This window comes from Pantoea sp. S-LA4 (genome assembly GCF_054482835.1).
Genome location: NZ_JBTLRC010000004.1, coordinates 19398 through 34528 on the forward strand (window position 1 = coordinate 19398; position 15131 = coordinate 34528).

Consider the following 15131-nt stretch of genomic DNA (forward strand, 5'->3'; position numbering starts at 1 on the left):
TGCTATTCACTGTAATCAGTACCCGCGCGTTGCAGTGTCACTTCCCGCCTGAAAGTGACACTGCATGCCAGATTCAGCTGTTCACTGTAATCAGCATCCTTCCCCCTGTTCACTGCAATCAGTAACGTTCACTGTATTCAGCAGTCGCCGCTATGGCGAGATACGTATCTGGCGCTACCCCTTTTTAAATTCCATATGTAACAGTAATTTGCATGTTAGTTAGTGCTTACTTCAATATATTGGTGATTACCTTATCGCTGCGTTTAACCGTTTTACTGATTACAGTGAACGTGCCTGACGACTCAAGGCTGTTTACTGATTACAGTGAACGCTTTAACACGCCATATTACTCGTTACAGTGAACACTTAATTCTAAATCATTGAAAAATAATAATTATAAAAAAACTGTGCGGTATGGGATGAGCATTACGCTCACAACCCTGTTTTTACAGCGCAATCAGTGACAAACGTGACAGGGTTCGCAGAATTGCTGATTACAGTGAACACCTGAAGTATCGGGTCAAACCGGCTGGTGGCATTGAAGAGCGGCTGGCATTGGGGTTAGGCTGTTTTTCAGCTCTGCAACTGTGGAAACGGATTACTGATTACAGTGAACGTTCCTCTTCGCCTTGTCAGGTTGGTCACGCAAGCCAGACTGCGATGTTTTCTGGTGGCACGAGCGGGTGCTGAGAATGGCTGGCTGATTACAGTGAACGTGTTGCTGATTACAGTGAATGTTTGCAGCGTAGTAGTCTCTGAAAGACCACGGGCAGATCGGGTTGTTGACTGCAGTCAGTATCGGGATGAAAGCGTGAGAGGCGGGCTTACTGATCGCTATCCCAGCCCTGACCAGGCGACGCTGCGCTCAGAAGGCAGTTGCTGCAATTAAGCGAGTCATGCCTGCTTTGCCGCATCCTTAATGAATATTGCGCTATTGGTGCAGGGCTCAGGGCTCAGAACGCAGGGCTCAGAACGCAGGGCTCAGAACGCAGGGCTCAGGGCACAAGGCTCAGGGCACAAGGCTCAGGACGCAAGGCTCAGGACGCAAGGCTCAGGGCACAAGGCTCAGGGCACAAGGCTCAGGGCACAAGGCTCAGGGCACAAGGCTCAGGGCACAAGGCTCAGGGCACAAGGCTCAGGGCACAAGGCTCAGGGCACAAGGCTCAGGGCACAAGGCTCAGGACGCAGAACGCAAGGCTCAGGACGCAGAACGCAGGGCTCAGAACGCAGGGCTCAGAACGCAGGGCTCAGAACGCAGGGCTCAGAACGCAGGGCCTGGCGCCGCCAGAGTAGTATCCGCCCTACCCGGCCAGGCATTCAGAGGCGGTCAGCATCGCATCACCCTTGCCGCAACAGGAAGGCAGGTTGGCCGTATGCAGTTTACTGACTACAGTGAACGTTATGCTCGGGGCGCGCTTTTTACTGATTATAGTGAACGCAGAGTCAGCCTCCGGCTACTGCGCTACTGATTATAGTGAACGTTTGTGGGTTTGTTCACCGTTCAGCATCTCTATCCCGACGCGAGTCAGTTTTACTGTGCCTGGCAATTAACCAAACTGCAGCGTTCAGGCTCAATTTTACTGATTACAGTGAATGTTTGCGTCGCCTTGAGAAAATAAGCCAAACCAGAAGTGAGAAACTACTGACTACAGTGAACGTTTGAGTTGATGTCATGGAACCTCTCTCTGCAACGCCACTGGTCTGTTCTACTGCTTACAGTGAACGTTACAGCAGACAGTTGGCTGAACACCTGCGCCATCCCGGCTCACTACCCTGCGTTCAGCTGATGATGGTTCAGACAAAATTTGCGGCCCCACCCTTTTCTTTCATAACCATCCTTTAAAGATCACAACAGGCTTCCTTAGGGTCCGCTGATTACAGTGAATGTTTTTATCATATCAGCCAGCAACTCCGTGCCCTTATCCAGCTCTCTCTTGCCCACCTATCCGCGACTCTGTCCAACCATCCGCTATCCCGCCCGCGTTCTGCCCGTTGCCTGACCTGTTACTGATTACAGTGAATGTTCTGCCAGTGTTTTACTGATTACAGTGAACATTTCGGTCTGTGAGAATGCGCCGATACAGACAGTAATGTAAAAATAATGTGATGAACCTCACCATAACCACTCTGACTACACAGATACGCAGATTACGTTGATAGGATAAATTATTGCCTCATGTGCAGGATTTCTGTATAAAGTCATAAATCCTACATGTCCGGAGCAACTATGGCTAACGATGATAAGCAGGTAATGAAGGTGGCGCAGCGTTCAGAACGCATGTTGTTAAGCCTTACCGAGCAAATTCAGGCGCAAAAACAAGAGTTACATGAAAACACCTACTATCAGGTCTATGCCAAAGCGGCGTTAGCCAAGTTGCCTAAATTGACCCGAGCCAGTGTGGATTATGCGGTTAACGAGATGGAGGAGAGCGGCTATCAGTTCGATAAGCGTGCAGCCGGATCGTCAGTAAAGTACGCGATGTCGATTCAGAATATCATCGATATCTATCACCATCGTGGCGTACCTAAGTATCGCGACCGCCATACCGACGCTTACACCCTGTTTGTCGGTAACCTTAAAGGTGGCGTCTCTAAGACCGTATCAACCGTTTCGCTGGCACATGCACTGCGCGCGCATCCTCATCTTTTATTTGAAGATTTGCGTATTCTGGTGATTGATCTCGATCCGCAATCGTCCGCTACCATGTTTCTGAATCATGAACGTTCAGTCGGTCTGGTCGAAGCTACGGCGGCCCAGGCGATGCTGCAGAACGTCTCCCGTGATGAGCTGGTGAATGAATTTATCGTGCCGTCGATTATTCCGGGCGTTGATGTGTTGCCCGCTTCAATCGACGATGCGTTTATTGCCTCACGCTGGGACGAGCTGTGCGCTGAACATCTGCCTGGGCAAAACGTCCATTCCGTGTTGTATGACAACGTTATTGCTAAATTGAAGAAAGATTACGACTTTATCTTCATTGATAGTGGTCCACATCTGGATGCGTTTCTGAAGAACGCCATAGCCGCGTCGGATCTCCTGATGACGCCGGTGCCGCCTGCTCAGGTCGATTTCCATTCAACTCTGAAGTATCTGACCCGTTTACCGGAGTTGATTGGCATCATCGAAGATTCGGGCGCGACCTGTCGCCTGCAGGGCAACATCGGCTTTATGTCGAAACTCTCTAACAAGGCGGACCACAAACTGTGCCACAGTCTCGCCAAGGAAATCTTTGGTGGTGACATGCTGGACGCAGCCCTTCCCCGCCTTGACGGCTTCGAACGGTGCGGTGAGTCATTCGACACCGTAATCTCGGCAAATCCTTCGACCTATGTCGGCAGTAGCGAAGCGCTGAAAAATGCGCGCTCAGCTGCTGAGGATTTTGCTAAAGCGGTATTTGACCGTATCGAATTTATTCGCCTGAACTGAGGTTTGTATGAGCGCAAAAAGAATTACGATTGGCAGAACCTTCAGCCAGACGCCGCTGGAAAATGATAAGAGTGATGAACAGCACAGCCAGACCTTTGTGCTGGCCACCGGTAAACGTGCGCTGTTTCGCTTTGAGCGCATTGCGGCAAATGAAGTCGAAACGAAAACATTAGTCACGATGGAAACGAACGGCCGTGACCAGGCCGGGCTCACGCCGGATTCGCTGCGTGACATCATTCGCACTATCAAGCTGCAACAGTTTTTCCCGGCTATCGGCATCATGCGTAATGACCGCATTGAGATCCTGGATGGTTCACGCCGTCGTGCTGCGGCTATTTATTGCAAAACGGGTCTGGATGTTCTGATCAGTGACGCTGAAATCAGCGCAGAGGAAGCGCGTCGTCTGGCACAGGATATCCAGACTGCGCGTGAACATAACCTGCGTGAAGTCGGGATGCGCCTGTTAACGCTAAAAGAAGGTGGCCTGTCGCAGAAAGAGATTGCCGAAAATCAGGGCTTATCTCAGGCCAAAGTGACGCGCGCTTTGCAGGCGGCCAGCGTACCCTCTGATTTGATTTCACTGTTTCCTAATCATTCTGAACTCACCTATCCGGACTATAAAGCGCTGTTGCAGGCGGCCGATAAGTTGAGCGAGTCCGGACAAACTGTAGAAGCACTGATTGATTCGATCTCTATGGAGATTGATGTGGTCTGTGCGCGTGACGGCCTGGCTGAGGATGAGCTCAAAAATCACATCCTGCGTCTGATTCGCCAGGGCAGCCAGACGTTGATGAAAGAGCCTGAGAAAGACAAAACCCAGGCAACGACGCTTTGGTCATTTGCAGACAAGGATCGCTTCGCTCGCAAAAAAGTTCGTGGCCGGATGTTCAGCTATGAGTTCAACCGACAGTCAAAAGAGCTGCAGGAAGAGCTGGATAAAGTCATTGCAGAGACGCTGAAAAAATATCTCGCCCGTTAACGCTTCATCCGTTAAAAAACCAACGCTTCAGAGCGAATGCTCGTCAGTTAAGGTTAAATTTGCAAAGGCTGTCACGCTCAAACGTGGCAGCTTTTTTTCTGCGCGCGTGTGCCGGAGTGCGGGCCTGAGCGCTTCTGCTGCTGCCGGGCCGGGCCGTGCTCGCGCCGCTCACGCGTTATTTTTGGCTTTGACGTCGTGCCGGCGTACCGTTCGGCGATCGACCATTTTGCCCGGCCCCGAACTCTCCATGCTTCCCGGCGTAGACTTCTGCACCAGCGGTACCACTCTGCGTTATCACCTGTCGTTTAACTGATCACTATTCGCTCTTCAGAGCGGGTTTTTTGACGGGAAATACCTTGGCTACAGCGATTTCAGCCGAATTTCAGGCTGAAATCGCCAGAAAATCATCGAAAATTTCAAATCTAACTTGTTGTTAAATATAGATAAAGCCAATTTATCACCGTCAAAACTTCGCATGAAATCGCTGTGTTTTTTGCCTGAAATTTCGCTGACATTGGCTACTAACGCCACCGTTTAGAATCAGCGATGATTTACGCTTTTGGTCTTGATCGTTAAAGCAACGATGGTCGGCTGCTTTAACTCTTACGGCAAAGATGATGCAGGCCAGCAGTTCAAAGTGATGAAAGAACCAATGCACTGATGCCAGCATTGCGGGGAAATCCTGTCAGCGGATGACACAGTCAAAAGTGAAGCCTCTATGACCGGGGCTATTCATTGAATCAGGAAGATGAGTTATTAACGTGCCAGCTTGCCGGTCACTCACTAAAGATGACAATGCAACATCATTAATTCTAACGCTGGTTCATTAGTAACCAATCAATTTTTACTTCAGGTTCCTTAACGCACGACCAGACGGCTCAGCGCTTGTTTGCGCACCTCTGACGTTCGGAAGCCAAACGCCGCGCCAGATGGATTTCATAGATAACATATTGATTTAATTCCAATAATCAGAAGGATTTCAGCCTGAAATCGCCAGAATTTCAGGCCATTCCGGCCAATCTATTGGCAACAGGTCTCTGGAAAACAGCCTCAGGTTAAGCGGTACCGGTCAGCCAGAAGCGCAACAAACCGGGGTAAAAAAAGATACTCAGAAAATATCCCTCAGTTATCCACAGAAAAAGTGGATAACTTTTTTCCCGTTGATGAAACAGGTTTTTATGTCAGCACTTTTTTAACAGGTTTCATCGACTTTCAGGTTGTCAGCGCATTGTCATGCTTACCACGCATTCAGGATATGAGTTGAGATAGCAGCGCCTGATCTCCCATTCACTGCGATCGGTAAACAGGAATGTCACCGATGCCAGATAACCTCTTCTGCCCCGATTGCTTGTCGTCCTGCCGGTAGCGAACCACGGGTCCGGGCCAGATACTGTTTACAGTGAATAGCCAGTTTTTAGCTTTTATCGGATAGCGATAATTTTACCAGGCGGGATGCGAACACGGGAGCCGCTGGCGCTTCACTCTTATCAGGATCACTGGCTGACCCGATTCGCTGACCACTGCAATCAGCTGAAGGCAGCGCTGATTCAGCTTCGCCCCGGCTACGACAGTTTATAAGACGAAAAAAAACCGGGCCCGGCCCGGTTTTACTGTGGATTACGCCTCCAGCCAAGCGGTGATTTGCCTGATCATTGCCTCGGTTGAGATGCCATAGCGGTCATGCAGCGTTGGAAGCGCGCCTGCTGCCAGAAAAGCATCCGGCAAGGCGATTTGCCTGAAGCGCGGCATCACGCTGTTACGCATTAGCAGACCCGCAATGGCTTCCCCTAATCCACCTACGATTGAATGATTTTCTGCGGTGATCACCAGCCGGTTAGCATCAACCGCCTCACCGGCTTCGCGCAGAATAGTCGCTTCATCCAGCGGTTTAATGACGGGTGAATGCACTACGCCTACCTCAATACCCTGCTTCTCCAGCGCTTCGGCGGCTTCCAGAGCCCGCATCGTCATCAGCCCACTACTGATGATCACCGCATGTTTGCCGCCACGCAGGCGCTGGGCTTTACCGTGCTGATAGCGGTAATCATATTTATCCAGCACCAGTGGGACCTTACCTCGCAGCAGGCGCAGATAAACCGGTCCCTGATGCTCGGCCATAGCCGGAACGACCTGACTGATCTCCAGCGCATCACAAGGATCGATGATGGTGAGATTAGGCATCCCGCGGAAAATCGCCACATCTTCCGTGGCCTGATGGCTGGGTCCGTAGCCGGTAGTTAAGCCCGGCAGCGCACAGGCAATTTTGACATTCAGATTCTCTTCGGCGATAGCCATACAGATAAAGTCATAGGCGCGCCGTGACGCAAATACCGCGTAGGTCGTCACGAACGGCGTAAAGCCTTCACGCGCCATGCCAGCCGCTGCGCTCATCAGCAACTGCTCCGCCATGCCCATCTGATAGAAGCGTTCCGGAAAAGCGTCGGCGAACAGATGCAGGTCAGTGTACTTGCTTAAATCCGCCGTCATTCCGACCACATCCGGTCGTTGCTGCGCCAGCGAGACCAGCGTATGACCAAACGGTGCTGAGAGTGTTGGCTGTCCCTCTGCGGCTATCGACGCGATCATTGCCGAGGTGGTCAGGCGTTTTTTTTGCGGTTGTAAATTCATCTCAGACTCCTTGCTCAAGCGCAGTCAGGGCTTTGTCCCACTCATCGGCATCAACCCGGATGAAGTGCGTTTTCTCACGGCTCTCCAGAAACGAGACACCTTTGCCCATCCGGGTATCACAGATAATCACGCGTGGTTGCGGTTCAGCCCAGTTGAGCGCTGCATCAAACGCTGACTGTAAAGCCGTGATGTCATTGCCATCCACCCGCTGCGTATACCAGCCAAAAGCCTGCCAGCGATCCACAATCGGTTCAAAGGCCAGGATCTCGCTGCTATGGCCATCCGCCTGCTGATTATTGACATCAACGATGGCGATCAGATTATCCAGTTTCCAGTGTGAGGCGGACATCGCCGCTTCCCAGGTTGACCCTTCGTTCAGCTCGCCGTCAGAGAGCAGGTTAAAGACCCGCGAAGCAGATCCTTTTTGCTTCAGGCCCAGACAGGCACCAACGGCGATCCCTAAGCCATGCCCGAGCGAACCGCCAGTGATTTCCATGCCCGGCGTATAGGCTGCCATGCCGGACATGGGCAAGCGGCTTTCATCGGTGCCGTAAGTCTCACGTTCGGCTTCCGGTATCACGCCAGCTTCCAGCAGAGCCGCATACAGGGCGATAGCGTAATGCCCAATCGACAGGTAAAAGCGGTCGCGCTGCTCCCAGTCAGGCTGATCGGCGCGATAGTTCATGGCATGAAAATAGCTGACGGCGAGCAGATCGGCCGCGCCGAGCGCCTGACCGATATAGCCCTGTCCCTGAACCTGGCCCATCAATAACGCGTGGCGGCGAATATTGGTAGCGCGTTGCTGCAGTGAGAGACCGGAAGACGCGTGCAGATGGTCAGTCATATTACCTCCTGATTAACGATTAACATCCGCTGCCCGGATGCGCAGCACGCACAGCGCGCCACCCAGCAGTACGGCAGCGATAAAATACATTCCTGATGCGGGTGAACCGGTTGCCGTGGTAATGGCACCAATCAGCCACGGCGAAAAGAAGCCGGCCAGATTGGCAATGCAGTTCACCGCGGCGATGCCTGCGGCAGCAGAGACGCCACCCAGCAGATTGGTCGGTAGCATCCAGAACAGTGAAGACGCAGAGAGAATCCCGGCGGCGGCAATGCACAGTGAGAGCAGCGACAGAGAGACGCTATGGCTCAGCAGCGTTGCCAGCGACAATCCACTCAGTCCCACCAGCATCGGAATGATCAGGTGCCAGCGGCGTTCACGATGACGGTCACCGCTGCGACCGGCCAGCAGCATAAAAATGATGGCGCACAGGTAGGGCAGGCTGGTCAGGAAGCCAATATGCAGCGGCTCGCTGACGCCGGAATTTCTGACCAGCGTCGGTAACCAGAAGGTCAGGGCATATTGTCCCATCACGACGCAGAAGTAGATCAGCGCCAGCAGCCAGAGACGCTTATCCGCAACGAATGCTTTAACCGTGCTGTGACAAGCCTTCTGCTGATTGTCTTCATCCAGGTCGGCGCGGACTCGGCGCTTTTCGTCATCATCCAGCCAGTCCGCCTGCTCAACCCGATCTTTCAGCACCAGCAACACCACTAAACCCATAGCAATGGTAGGGATAGCCTCCAGCAGAAACATCCATTGCCAGCCGGCCCAGCCGTGGAAACCGGCAAAGGTTGCCATAATCCAGCCAGAGAGCGGGCCACCAAGCATCCCGGAAAGCGGAATGGCGATAAACCACAGCACTGTCATGCGGGCGCGGCGGCTGGCGGGGAACCAGTAGGTGAGATAGAGCAGCAGACCGGGCGCGAGTCCGGCTTCTGCCACGCCAAGCAGGAAACGCAGCAGATAGAACTGCCATGCAGTTTCAACAAAGGCGAACAGGGCTGAGATAAAACCCCAGGTGATCATGATGCGGGCGATCCAGCGGCGAGCGCCGACCCGATGCAGAATCAGATTACTGGGGACTTCAAAAAAGAAATAGCCGATAAAAAAGATGCCAGCACCCAGACCATATACCGTCTCGCTCAGTGACAGATCTTCCATCATCTGTAATTTAGCGAAGCCGACATTCACGCGGTCAAGATAGGCACAGAGATAACACAGCATCAGCCACGGCATTAATCGCCAGGCAATTTTGCGATAGGTGATATCGCGCGCAGCCGCAGCTGCGCTCAGGTTAAGCGTGCTCATGATAGTCACTCCCGGTGTGAGCCCGCCGGTAATGCGGGCAGGGCAGGGCGCTTTTAATGGATAAGCATGCCGCCGTTGACGTCCAGCGTGATGCCGGTCAGGTAGCTGGAGAGATCGCTGGCGAGGAACAGCGCAGCGTTGGCGACGTCGCTGGCTGCGCCGAGGCGGCCAAGAGGGATACCGTCAATAATGGCGTGACGACGTTCATCCTGCAGCAGACCGCCGGTGATGTCGGTCTGAATCAGACCGGGCGTAAGCGCATTGATACGGATCTGATCGGGGCCAAATTCGCGCGCCATCGCTTTGGTGAGCCCCAGCACGCCAGCTTTGGCTGCGCTGTAGTGCGGGCCGCCAAAAATACCGCCGCCGCGCTGTGCGGAAACCGACGAGAGGCAGACAATACTGCCGCTCTTTTGCTGCTGCATGGTGGGGATCACCGCTTGTGACATCAGCAAAGTGCCGCGCAGATTAACATCAAGAATGCGATTGTAATCCTCAAGGCCAATCTCCAGCGTTTTCACCGGCTGCGTAATCCCGGCGTTATTGACCAGCACATCTATCCGGCCATAGTGCTTCAGGACCTGATCGATTGCCCGGCGAACGCTAAGCGGATCGGTCACGTCTGCGGCCAGCCCCAGATGACCGTCACCACAGGCCAGCGCACTGGCCTGAGCGGCCTGTAAATCCAAATCCAGCACTACCACGCGGGCGCCGTGCTGCGCAAAGCAGGCTGCGGTTGCACGGCCAATCCCGCGTTGGGAAGCTGCACCGGTGATAATCGCGACTTTATTTTCAAGTAACATGGTCCACTCCAGAAGAATAATTATTAGTGGTTCGGTATTGCTACCGGCAGGGTCACGATCAGAATTGATAAAGCCGTCGATATTGGCAATGCAAAAAAATTCATTTGATGCTGAATGAATTTGTTGGTTTGATGCAGTTAACATTTCTGCGGTTTAGAAACGGGCATACATCACATATTTCCGTCACGGAGAGACCAATGGACAAGCAGGCTGACCACTTACCTTCGATTAAATCACTGCGGGTGTTTGAGCAGGTGGCCCATTTTGGCAATGTGGCGCGTGCGGCGGAGGAATTAAGTATTACGCCTTCGGCGGCCAGTCATCAGCTGGCAAAACTGGAACGGGAACTCGGTTGCAGCCTGTTCAATCGTTCGGCTAAAGGCGTGGTGCTGACGCTGTCAGGCGAACATTACCTTAAAGAAATCAGCCCGATACTGCTGGGCCTGGCGCAGGCGACGGCGCGCATCAGTAACGAGAAGACGCGCAGTAATCTGCGGATTCACTGCGCGCCGAGTTTCGGTCTGCTGTGGCTGTTGCCGCGGATTCATAAATTTCGCGACAGCTACCCGGAATTTCAGCTAACGCTCTCCTGCTCCTATGAAAATTTATCGTTCAGTCGCGATAATATTGATCTTGCGGTGCGGCACGGTTTCCCGGACTGGAAATCGTTTGAGATTAAAACCATCCGCCATGAAAGGATGTCGGTACTGGCTTCGCCCGATTATCTTGAACGCTTTCCCGTTAATCAGGCCGGGGATCTCATTCATCACGCGCTGATATTATCGGAATCACCGCTTATTCAGTGGCCACAATGGTTCGCTGCTCAACAATTACCCCAGCCGGACAGAGAATGGTTATTTCGCTTTGACCGCTCTTATATGAGTCTTGAAGCCGCCATGCTGGGGCACGGGCTTATTTTCGAGAGTGAGTTGCTGGCTGAAGATTATCTACGCAGCGGTAAACTGGTCAGAGTGCTGCCAGAGCCCTATAGCCTGCCGGTCAGCGCGCACCACCTGGTCTATCCGCGCGGATTTGCGCAGTTTCCCCGCGTCAGTCATTTCCTGAACTGGATCCAGCACGAACTGAATACGTTAATTTAATGTTAAAAATAATTTCGGTTCGCCACTATTTCCCTGAGTTTTGTAATTAATTATCCCGCCAGAAAAGACGCATTGCTAAAGCTAAGTGATAAATACCGTCTACACTTCATCTCCCAATCGGTAAATATGTTCCAATTTTATTCCGTATGAAATTTCATCAACGGATGTTTAACTTGTTAATGGCAGGGTAATTATGAGTACGAATAGACCAGACGCGGGTGAAGCGGGCGAACACGCGCCTGCCGACACGGTACGCCAGCGTATTTTTCTTGTGGTGCTGGTTGCCACTATGGGTGCGCTGGCGTTCGGTTATGACACCGGGATTATCTCCGGTGCCTTACCTTACATGACTTCTCCGCCGGATCAGGGCGGACTTGGGCTGAACTCCTTCACCGAAGGGCTGGTCGCCTCTTCACTGGTGTTCGGTGCGGCCATCGGTTCGTTCCTGAGCGGCTTCTTCTCCGATCGCTTTGGTCGCCGTATCACGCTGCGCAGCCTGGCTGTGTTGTTTGTGCTTGGCTCGCTGGGCACGGCGCTGGCGCCATCGGTCAATGTGATGGTGGCGATGCGTTTCCTGCTCGGTATCGCGGTGGGTGGCGGCTCTTCGACCGTGCCGGTGTTCATCGCTGAAATTGCCGGCCCACGACTGCGTGCGCCGCTGGTCAGCCGTAATGAACTGATGATTGTCACCGGTCAGCTGATCGCCTACGTGGCCAGTACGCTGCTGAGTTATCTGCTGCACGATCCGCATCTGTGGCGTTACATGCTGGCCATCGCGATGGTGCCTGGCCTGTTGCTGTTTATCGGAACCTTCTTTGTTCCGGCGTCACCGCACTGGCTGGTGGCGGAAGGTCGCCTGAAAGAAGCGAAAAAGATCCTCAAATACCTGCGTGAAACGCCGCGAGAAGTGCGTCATGAAATGGCGCAGATGAAGAAGCAGGCGCGGGAAGCGGAACGGGGTCCTGATGCAAAAACCCTGATCCGCGAGAAGTGGGTGATACGCCTGATGATTATCGGCGTCGGTCTGGGCTTCGTGGCGCAGTTTACCGGGGTTAATGGCTTTATGTATTACACGCCTATCATCCTCAAGCAGACCGGTCTTGGCACCAGCGCCTCGATCGCCGCAACCATCGGCAACGGCGTCGTTTCCGTCGTGGCGGCGATTGTGGGAATCTGGGCGGTCAGCCGTTTCCCTCGTCGGGCGATGCTGATCACCGGCCTGTGTCTGGTCATCACCTCGCAGATTATGCTGGGTGCGGTGATGACCTTCATCAGCCCGAGCCTGATGCAAAGCTACCTCGCGTTGGGCTGTATTCTGCTGTTCCTGTTCTGTATGCAGATGTGCATTTCACCGGTCTACTGGCTGATGATGTCGGAACTGTTCCCGATGCAGTTGCGCGGCGTGTTAACCGGCAGCGCCGTCTCATTACAGTGGATCTTTAACGCGATAGTCGCCTTTGGCTTTCCACCCATCATGGAATATGCCGGCAGCACCACCTTCTTTATCTTTGCTGCGATTAACGTCGGCTCGCTGATCTTTGTGATGGCGATGGTTCCTGAGACGCGCGGTAAAAGTCTGGAAGAGATTGAGTCCCATATGAAAGAGAAGTTTAGCGAAAAATCCCTGGCTGCTGAAGCCTGATCCTCCGAACCGGACTGGCTCCAGTCCGGTTCTTTCTTCCTGCTGTTCACCGTTAACCCTCAACTGTAGCACTCAGACATTCACTGTAATCAGTGGTCGTTATACCTTCACCCTTGGCGATTTCAGCCTGAAATTCTGCTGAGTACGGTCTGAAAGCAGCCTCTTCATTACTGATCCTCTGGGGAATAAGCCAGATTATCCGCTATTTAAGCGAAGCATGACCGGTGACAATCGGCGCGTTAAGGACTGCGCTATACTCATTCGTCATCACCACCGCGCGCTGACGGGACCTGTCATGAAAATTGCAACCGCAACGGTATTGCTTGCTGCATCGCTGGCTGTCGGTCCGCTCTATGCTGAAACAGCCGTCTCGTCTCTGTCATCCTGGTGGGATGGGGTGACGGACGATGTCGCGCAGACCTGGAATGCACCGCAGCATACCGATCTCTATCTGCCCTTTATCAGCTGGCATGCCCGTTTTATGTATGACAAAGAGAAAACCGACCACTATAACGAGATGCCGTGGGGCGGCGGGCTGGGTGTGTCGCGATATGATGAGAACGGCAACTGGAATGCGTTATACGCGATGGCATTTAAAGACTCGCATAACGAGTGGCAACCGATTGTGGGTTACGGCTGGGAGAAGGGCTGGTATCCCGGTGATAATCACGATTTCCGGTTAGGCGCGGGATTAACCGCGGGTATTACGGCTCGTGACGATTTCGGCGGATATATCCCGTTGCCAATCGTCCTGCCGCTATTCTCTGCCGGTTATAAAGCGTTGAATGTGCAGTTCACCTATATTCCCGGCACCTACAACAATGGCAATGTCTTATTTGCATGGCTTCGTTATGGCTTTTAATTTTTCAGGTAAGGATGCATGACCAGGACGTTAAAAAAAATCGCCCGCTGGAGCAAACGCTGCCTTCTCGGCGCAGGACTGATCGTGGTGCTGTTGCTGATCTTCCGGGTATATGAGGCTGAGCGCGGTCCGGAATTACATCGCTGGCACACCTGGGTACCGGATGAATTAACGGTTGAGCAGCTTGATCAGGCCAGCTATGCCGATTATCTGGCGGCGGAAAACCGGCTGTTTGATAAGATGAAGCAGCAGGTCAGCGACAAGCTGGAAGCGGACGAGAAAACGCCGCTTAACCGCTACTATGCTCGTAGCCTGATCTATCCCGAAAATTTCAGTCACGACTGGAACCGATCCTATATTCTGCGACCCGCTGGCGTACCGCGGGGAGCGGTCGTTTTGCTGCACGGCCTGACCGACAGCCCCTATAGCCTGCGACACGTGGCGGAAGCCTACCGCCAGCAGGGCTATGTGGCGGTGGCACTGCGGTTACCCGGTCACGGCACGGTGCCGGCCGGGCTGACGGATGTAGACTGGCAGGACTGGCTGGCGGCGACACGGTTAGCGGTGCGTGAGGCGACCCGGCTGGCGGGTGAGAAGACGCCTCTGCACCTGGTTGGCTTTTCCAACGGCGGCGCGCTGGCGGTGAAGTACACGCTGGACAGTCTGACCGATCACCATTTACGCCGTCCGCAACAGCTGATCCTGCTGTCGCCGATGATAGGCGTAACCCGTTTCGCCCGCTTTGCCGGTGTCGCGGGGCTGCCGTCGATTTTTCCGGCTTTTTCTAAAACGGCCTGGCTGAACATCGTGCCGGAGTTCAATCCCTTTAAGTACAACTCCTTTCCGGTTCACGCTGCTCGCCAGACCTACCTGTTAACGCAGGCGCTGCAACAGCAGATTGTGCAGGCGTCACGTCAACAGCAACTGGCGACCTTTCCGCCGGTACTGACCTTCCAGTCGGTGATGGATTCCACCGTCAGCACCCCGTCGGTGATCCGATCTCTCTATAACTACCTGCCGGATAATGGCAGCGAACTGGTGCTGTTTGATATCAATCAGGCAGTCAGCGTCAGCCCGCTGTTCCGTCACTCCTCCTACACCGCGGTTAATCAGCTGTTGCCGGCTGCCCGTCGTTTATATACCTCAACGGTGATCACTAACGCCACGGCCACCTCGTTAAACATGGTGACGAAAACAGTACCAGCCGGTGAGATCAGCGAGCAGACGCTGCCGCTGGCGATCAATTATCCTGCCGGTCTCTATTCACTCTCCCACGTCGCGATCCCGTTTCCGGCGCAGGATGGCTTATATGGCAGTGAGCCAGCCATCAAAAATGAGTTTGGCATCAGCTTCGGCACCCTGTCGCTGCGGGGCGAGAGTGCGGTGCTGATTGTCGGTCTTGACTCGATCATGCGCGCCACATCGAACCCGTTTTACCCCTATATGATCGACAGAATTGATCACCACATCCGCTGTAGCGATCGGCCCTCGCTGGTGGAGTGTCTGAAGCAGTTCTGACACCGTTCAGCCAAAAA

General features: G+C 53.4%; 10 protein-coding genes. 6 read left to right on the forward strand and 4 right to left on the reverse strand.

The window, feature by feature from the left end:
- The first annotated feature begins 2227 nt into the window (after window positions 1-2227).
- Both ACX3P5_RS20735 and ACX3P5_RS20740 read left to right on the forward strand, forming a co-directional pair.
- On the forward strand, window positions 2228-3427 hold the full coding sequence (locus ACX3P5_RS20735) for an AAA family ATPase (protein ID WP_458969273.1): 1200 nt from the start codon (window positions 2228-2230) through the stop codon (window positions 3425-3427).
- Between the two features lie 7 nt (window positions 3428-3434).
- A complete protein-coding gene (locus ACX3P5_RS20740) occupies window positions 3435-4406 on the forward strand; it encodes a ParB family protein (RefSeq protein ID WP_458969274.1) in 972 nt (323 codons plus the stop codon).
- A gap of 1617 nt (window positions 4407-6023) precedes the next feature.
- Here the strand turns inward: ACX3P5_RS20740 and ACX3P5_RS20745 are convergent.
- Genes ACX3P5_RS20745 through ACX3P5_RS20760 form a run of 4 tightly spaced genes read right to left on the reverse strand, consistent with a single transcriptional unit; the run spans window position 6024 to window position 9992 of the window.
- The gene (locus ACX3P5_RS20745) at window positions 6024-7034 is read right to left on the reverse strand and encodes a transketolase family protein (protein ID WP_458969275.1); all 1011 of its coding nucleotides are present in this window, start codon (window positions 7032-7034) and stop codon (window positions 6024-6026) included.
- A 1-nt stretch (window position 7035) separates the two neighbouring features.
- Window positions 7036-7878, reverse strand: coding sequence for a transketolase (locus tag ACX3P5_RS20750; protein ID WP_458969276.1), 843 nt, complete (start codon window positions 7876-7878; stop codon window positions 7036-7038).
- 12 nt (window positions 7879-7890) lie between these two features.
- Window positions 7891-9189: an MFS transporter gene (locus tag ACX3P5_RS20755; RefSeq protein WP_233988510.1), complete on the reverse strand. Its 1299-nt coding sequence runs from the start codon at window positions 9187-9189 to the stop codon at window positions 7891-7893.
- 53 nt (window positions 9190-9242) lie between these two features.
- Window positions 9243-9992: an SDR family NAD(P)-dependent oxidoreductase gene (locus ACX3P5_RS20760; protein ID WP_336756320.1), complete on the reverse strand. Its 750-nt coding sequence runs from the start codon at window positions 9990-9992 to the stop codon at window positions 9243-9245.
- Between the two features lie 197 nt (window positions 9993-10189).
- Between ACX3P5_RS20760 and ACX3P5_RS20765 the strand changes: the two genes are divergently transcribed.
- The 4 genes from ACX3P5_RS20765 (at window position 10190) to ACX3P5_RS20780 (ending at window position 15114) form a co-directional block, all read left to right on the forward strand.
- Window positions 10190-11092, forward strand: a complete 903-nt coding sequence (locus tag ACX3P5_RS20765) for a LysR substrate-binding domain-containing protein (protein WP_336756322.1) — start codon at window positions 10190-10192, stop codon at window positions 11090-11092.
- Between the two features lie 193 nt (window positions 11093-11285).
- Window positions 11286-12734, forward strand: a complete 1449-nt coding sequence (locus ACX3P5_RS20770; protein ID WP_458969277.1) for a sugar porter family MFS transporter — start codon at window positions 11286-11288, stop codon at window positions 12732-12734.
- Between the two features lie 295 nt (window positions 12735-13029).
- A complete protein-coding gene (gene pagP, locus ACX3P5_RS20775) occupies window positions 13030-13596 on the forward strand; it encodes a lipid IV(A) palmitoyltransferase PagP (protein ID WP_233988503.1) in 567 nt (188 codons plus the stop codon).
- An 18-nt stretch (window positions 13597-13614) separates the two neighbouring features.
- Window positions 13615-15114, forward strand: a complete 1500-nt coding sequence (locus ACX3P5_RS20780; protein ID WP_458969278.1) for an alpha/beta hydrolase — start codon at window positions 13615-13617, stop codon at window positions 15112-15114.
- Window positions 15115-15131 lie beyond the last annotated feature (17 nt).

Excerpts from the sequence above, each read along its gene's own strand:
- ACX3P5_RS20735 (WP_458969273.1), top strand. The coding sequence starts at position 2,228 with ATGGCTAACGATGATAAGCAGGTAATGAAGGTGGCGCAGCGTTCAGAA.
- ACX3P5_RS20740 (WP_458969274.1), top strand. The coding sequence starts at position 3,435 with ATGAGCGCAAAAAGAATTACGATTGGCAGAACCTTCAGCCAGACGCCG.
- ACX3P5_RS20745 (WP_458969275.1), bottom strand. The coding sequence starts at position 7,034 with ATGAATTTACAACCGCAAAAAAAACGCCTGACCACCTCGGCAATGATC.
- ACX3P5_RS20750 (WP_458969276.1), bottom strand. The coding sequence starts at position 7,878 with ATGACTGACCATCTGCACGCGTCTTCCGGTCTCTCACTGCAGCAACGC.
- ACX3P5_RS20755 (WP_233988510.1), bottom strand. The coding sequence starts at position 9,189 with ATGAGCACGCTTAACCTGAGCGCAGCTGCGGCTGCGCGCGATATCACC.
- ACX3P5_RS20760 (WP_336756320.1), bottom strand. The coding sequence starts at position 9,992 with ATGTTACTTGAAAATAAAGTCGCGATTATCACCGGTGCAGCTTCCCAA.
- ACX3P5_RS20765 (WP_336756322.1), top strand. The coding sequence starts at position 10,190 with ATGGACAAGCAGGCTGACCACTTACCTTCGATTAAATCACTGCGGGTG.
- ACX3P5_RS20770 (WP_458969277.1), top strand. The coding sequence starts at position 11,286 with ATGAGTACGAATAGACCAGACGCGGGTGAAGCGGGCGAACACGCGCCT.
- pagP (WP_233988503.1), top strand. The coding sequence starts at position 13,030 with ATGAAAATTGCAACCGCAACGGTATTGCTTGCTGCATCGCTGGCTGTC.
- ACX3P5_RS20780 (WP_458969278.1), top strand. The coding sequence starts at position 13,615 with ATGACCAGGACGTTAAAAAAAATCGCCCGCTGGAGCAAACGCTGCCTT.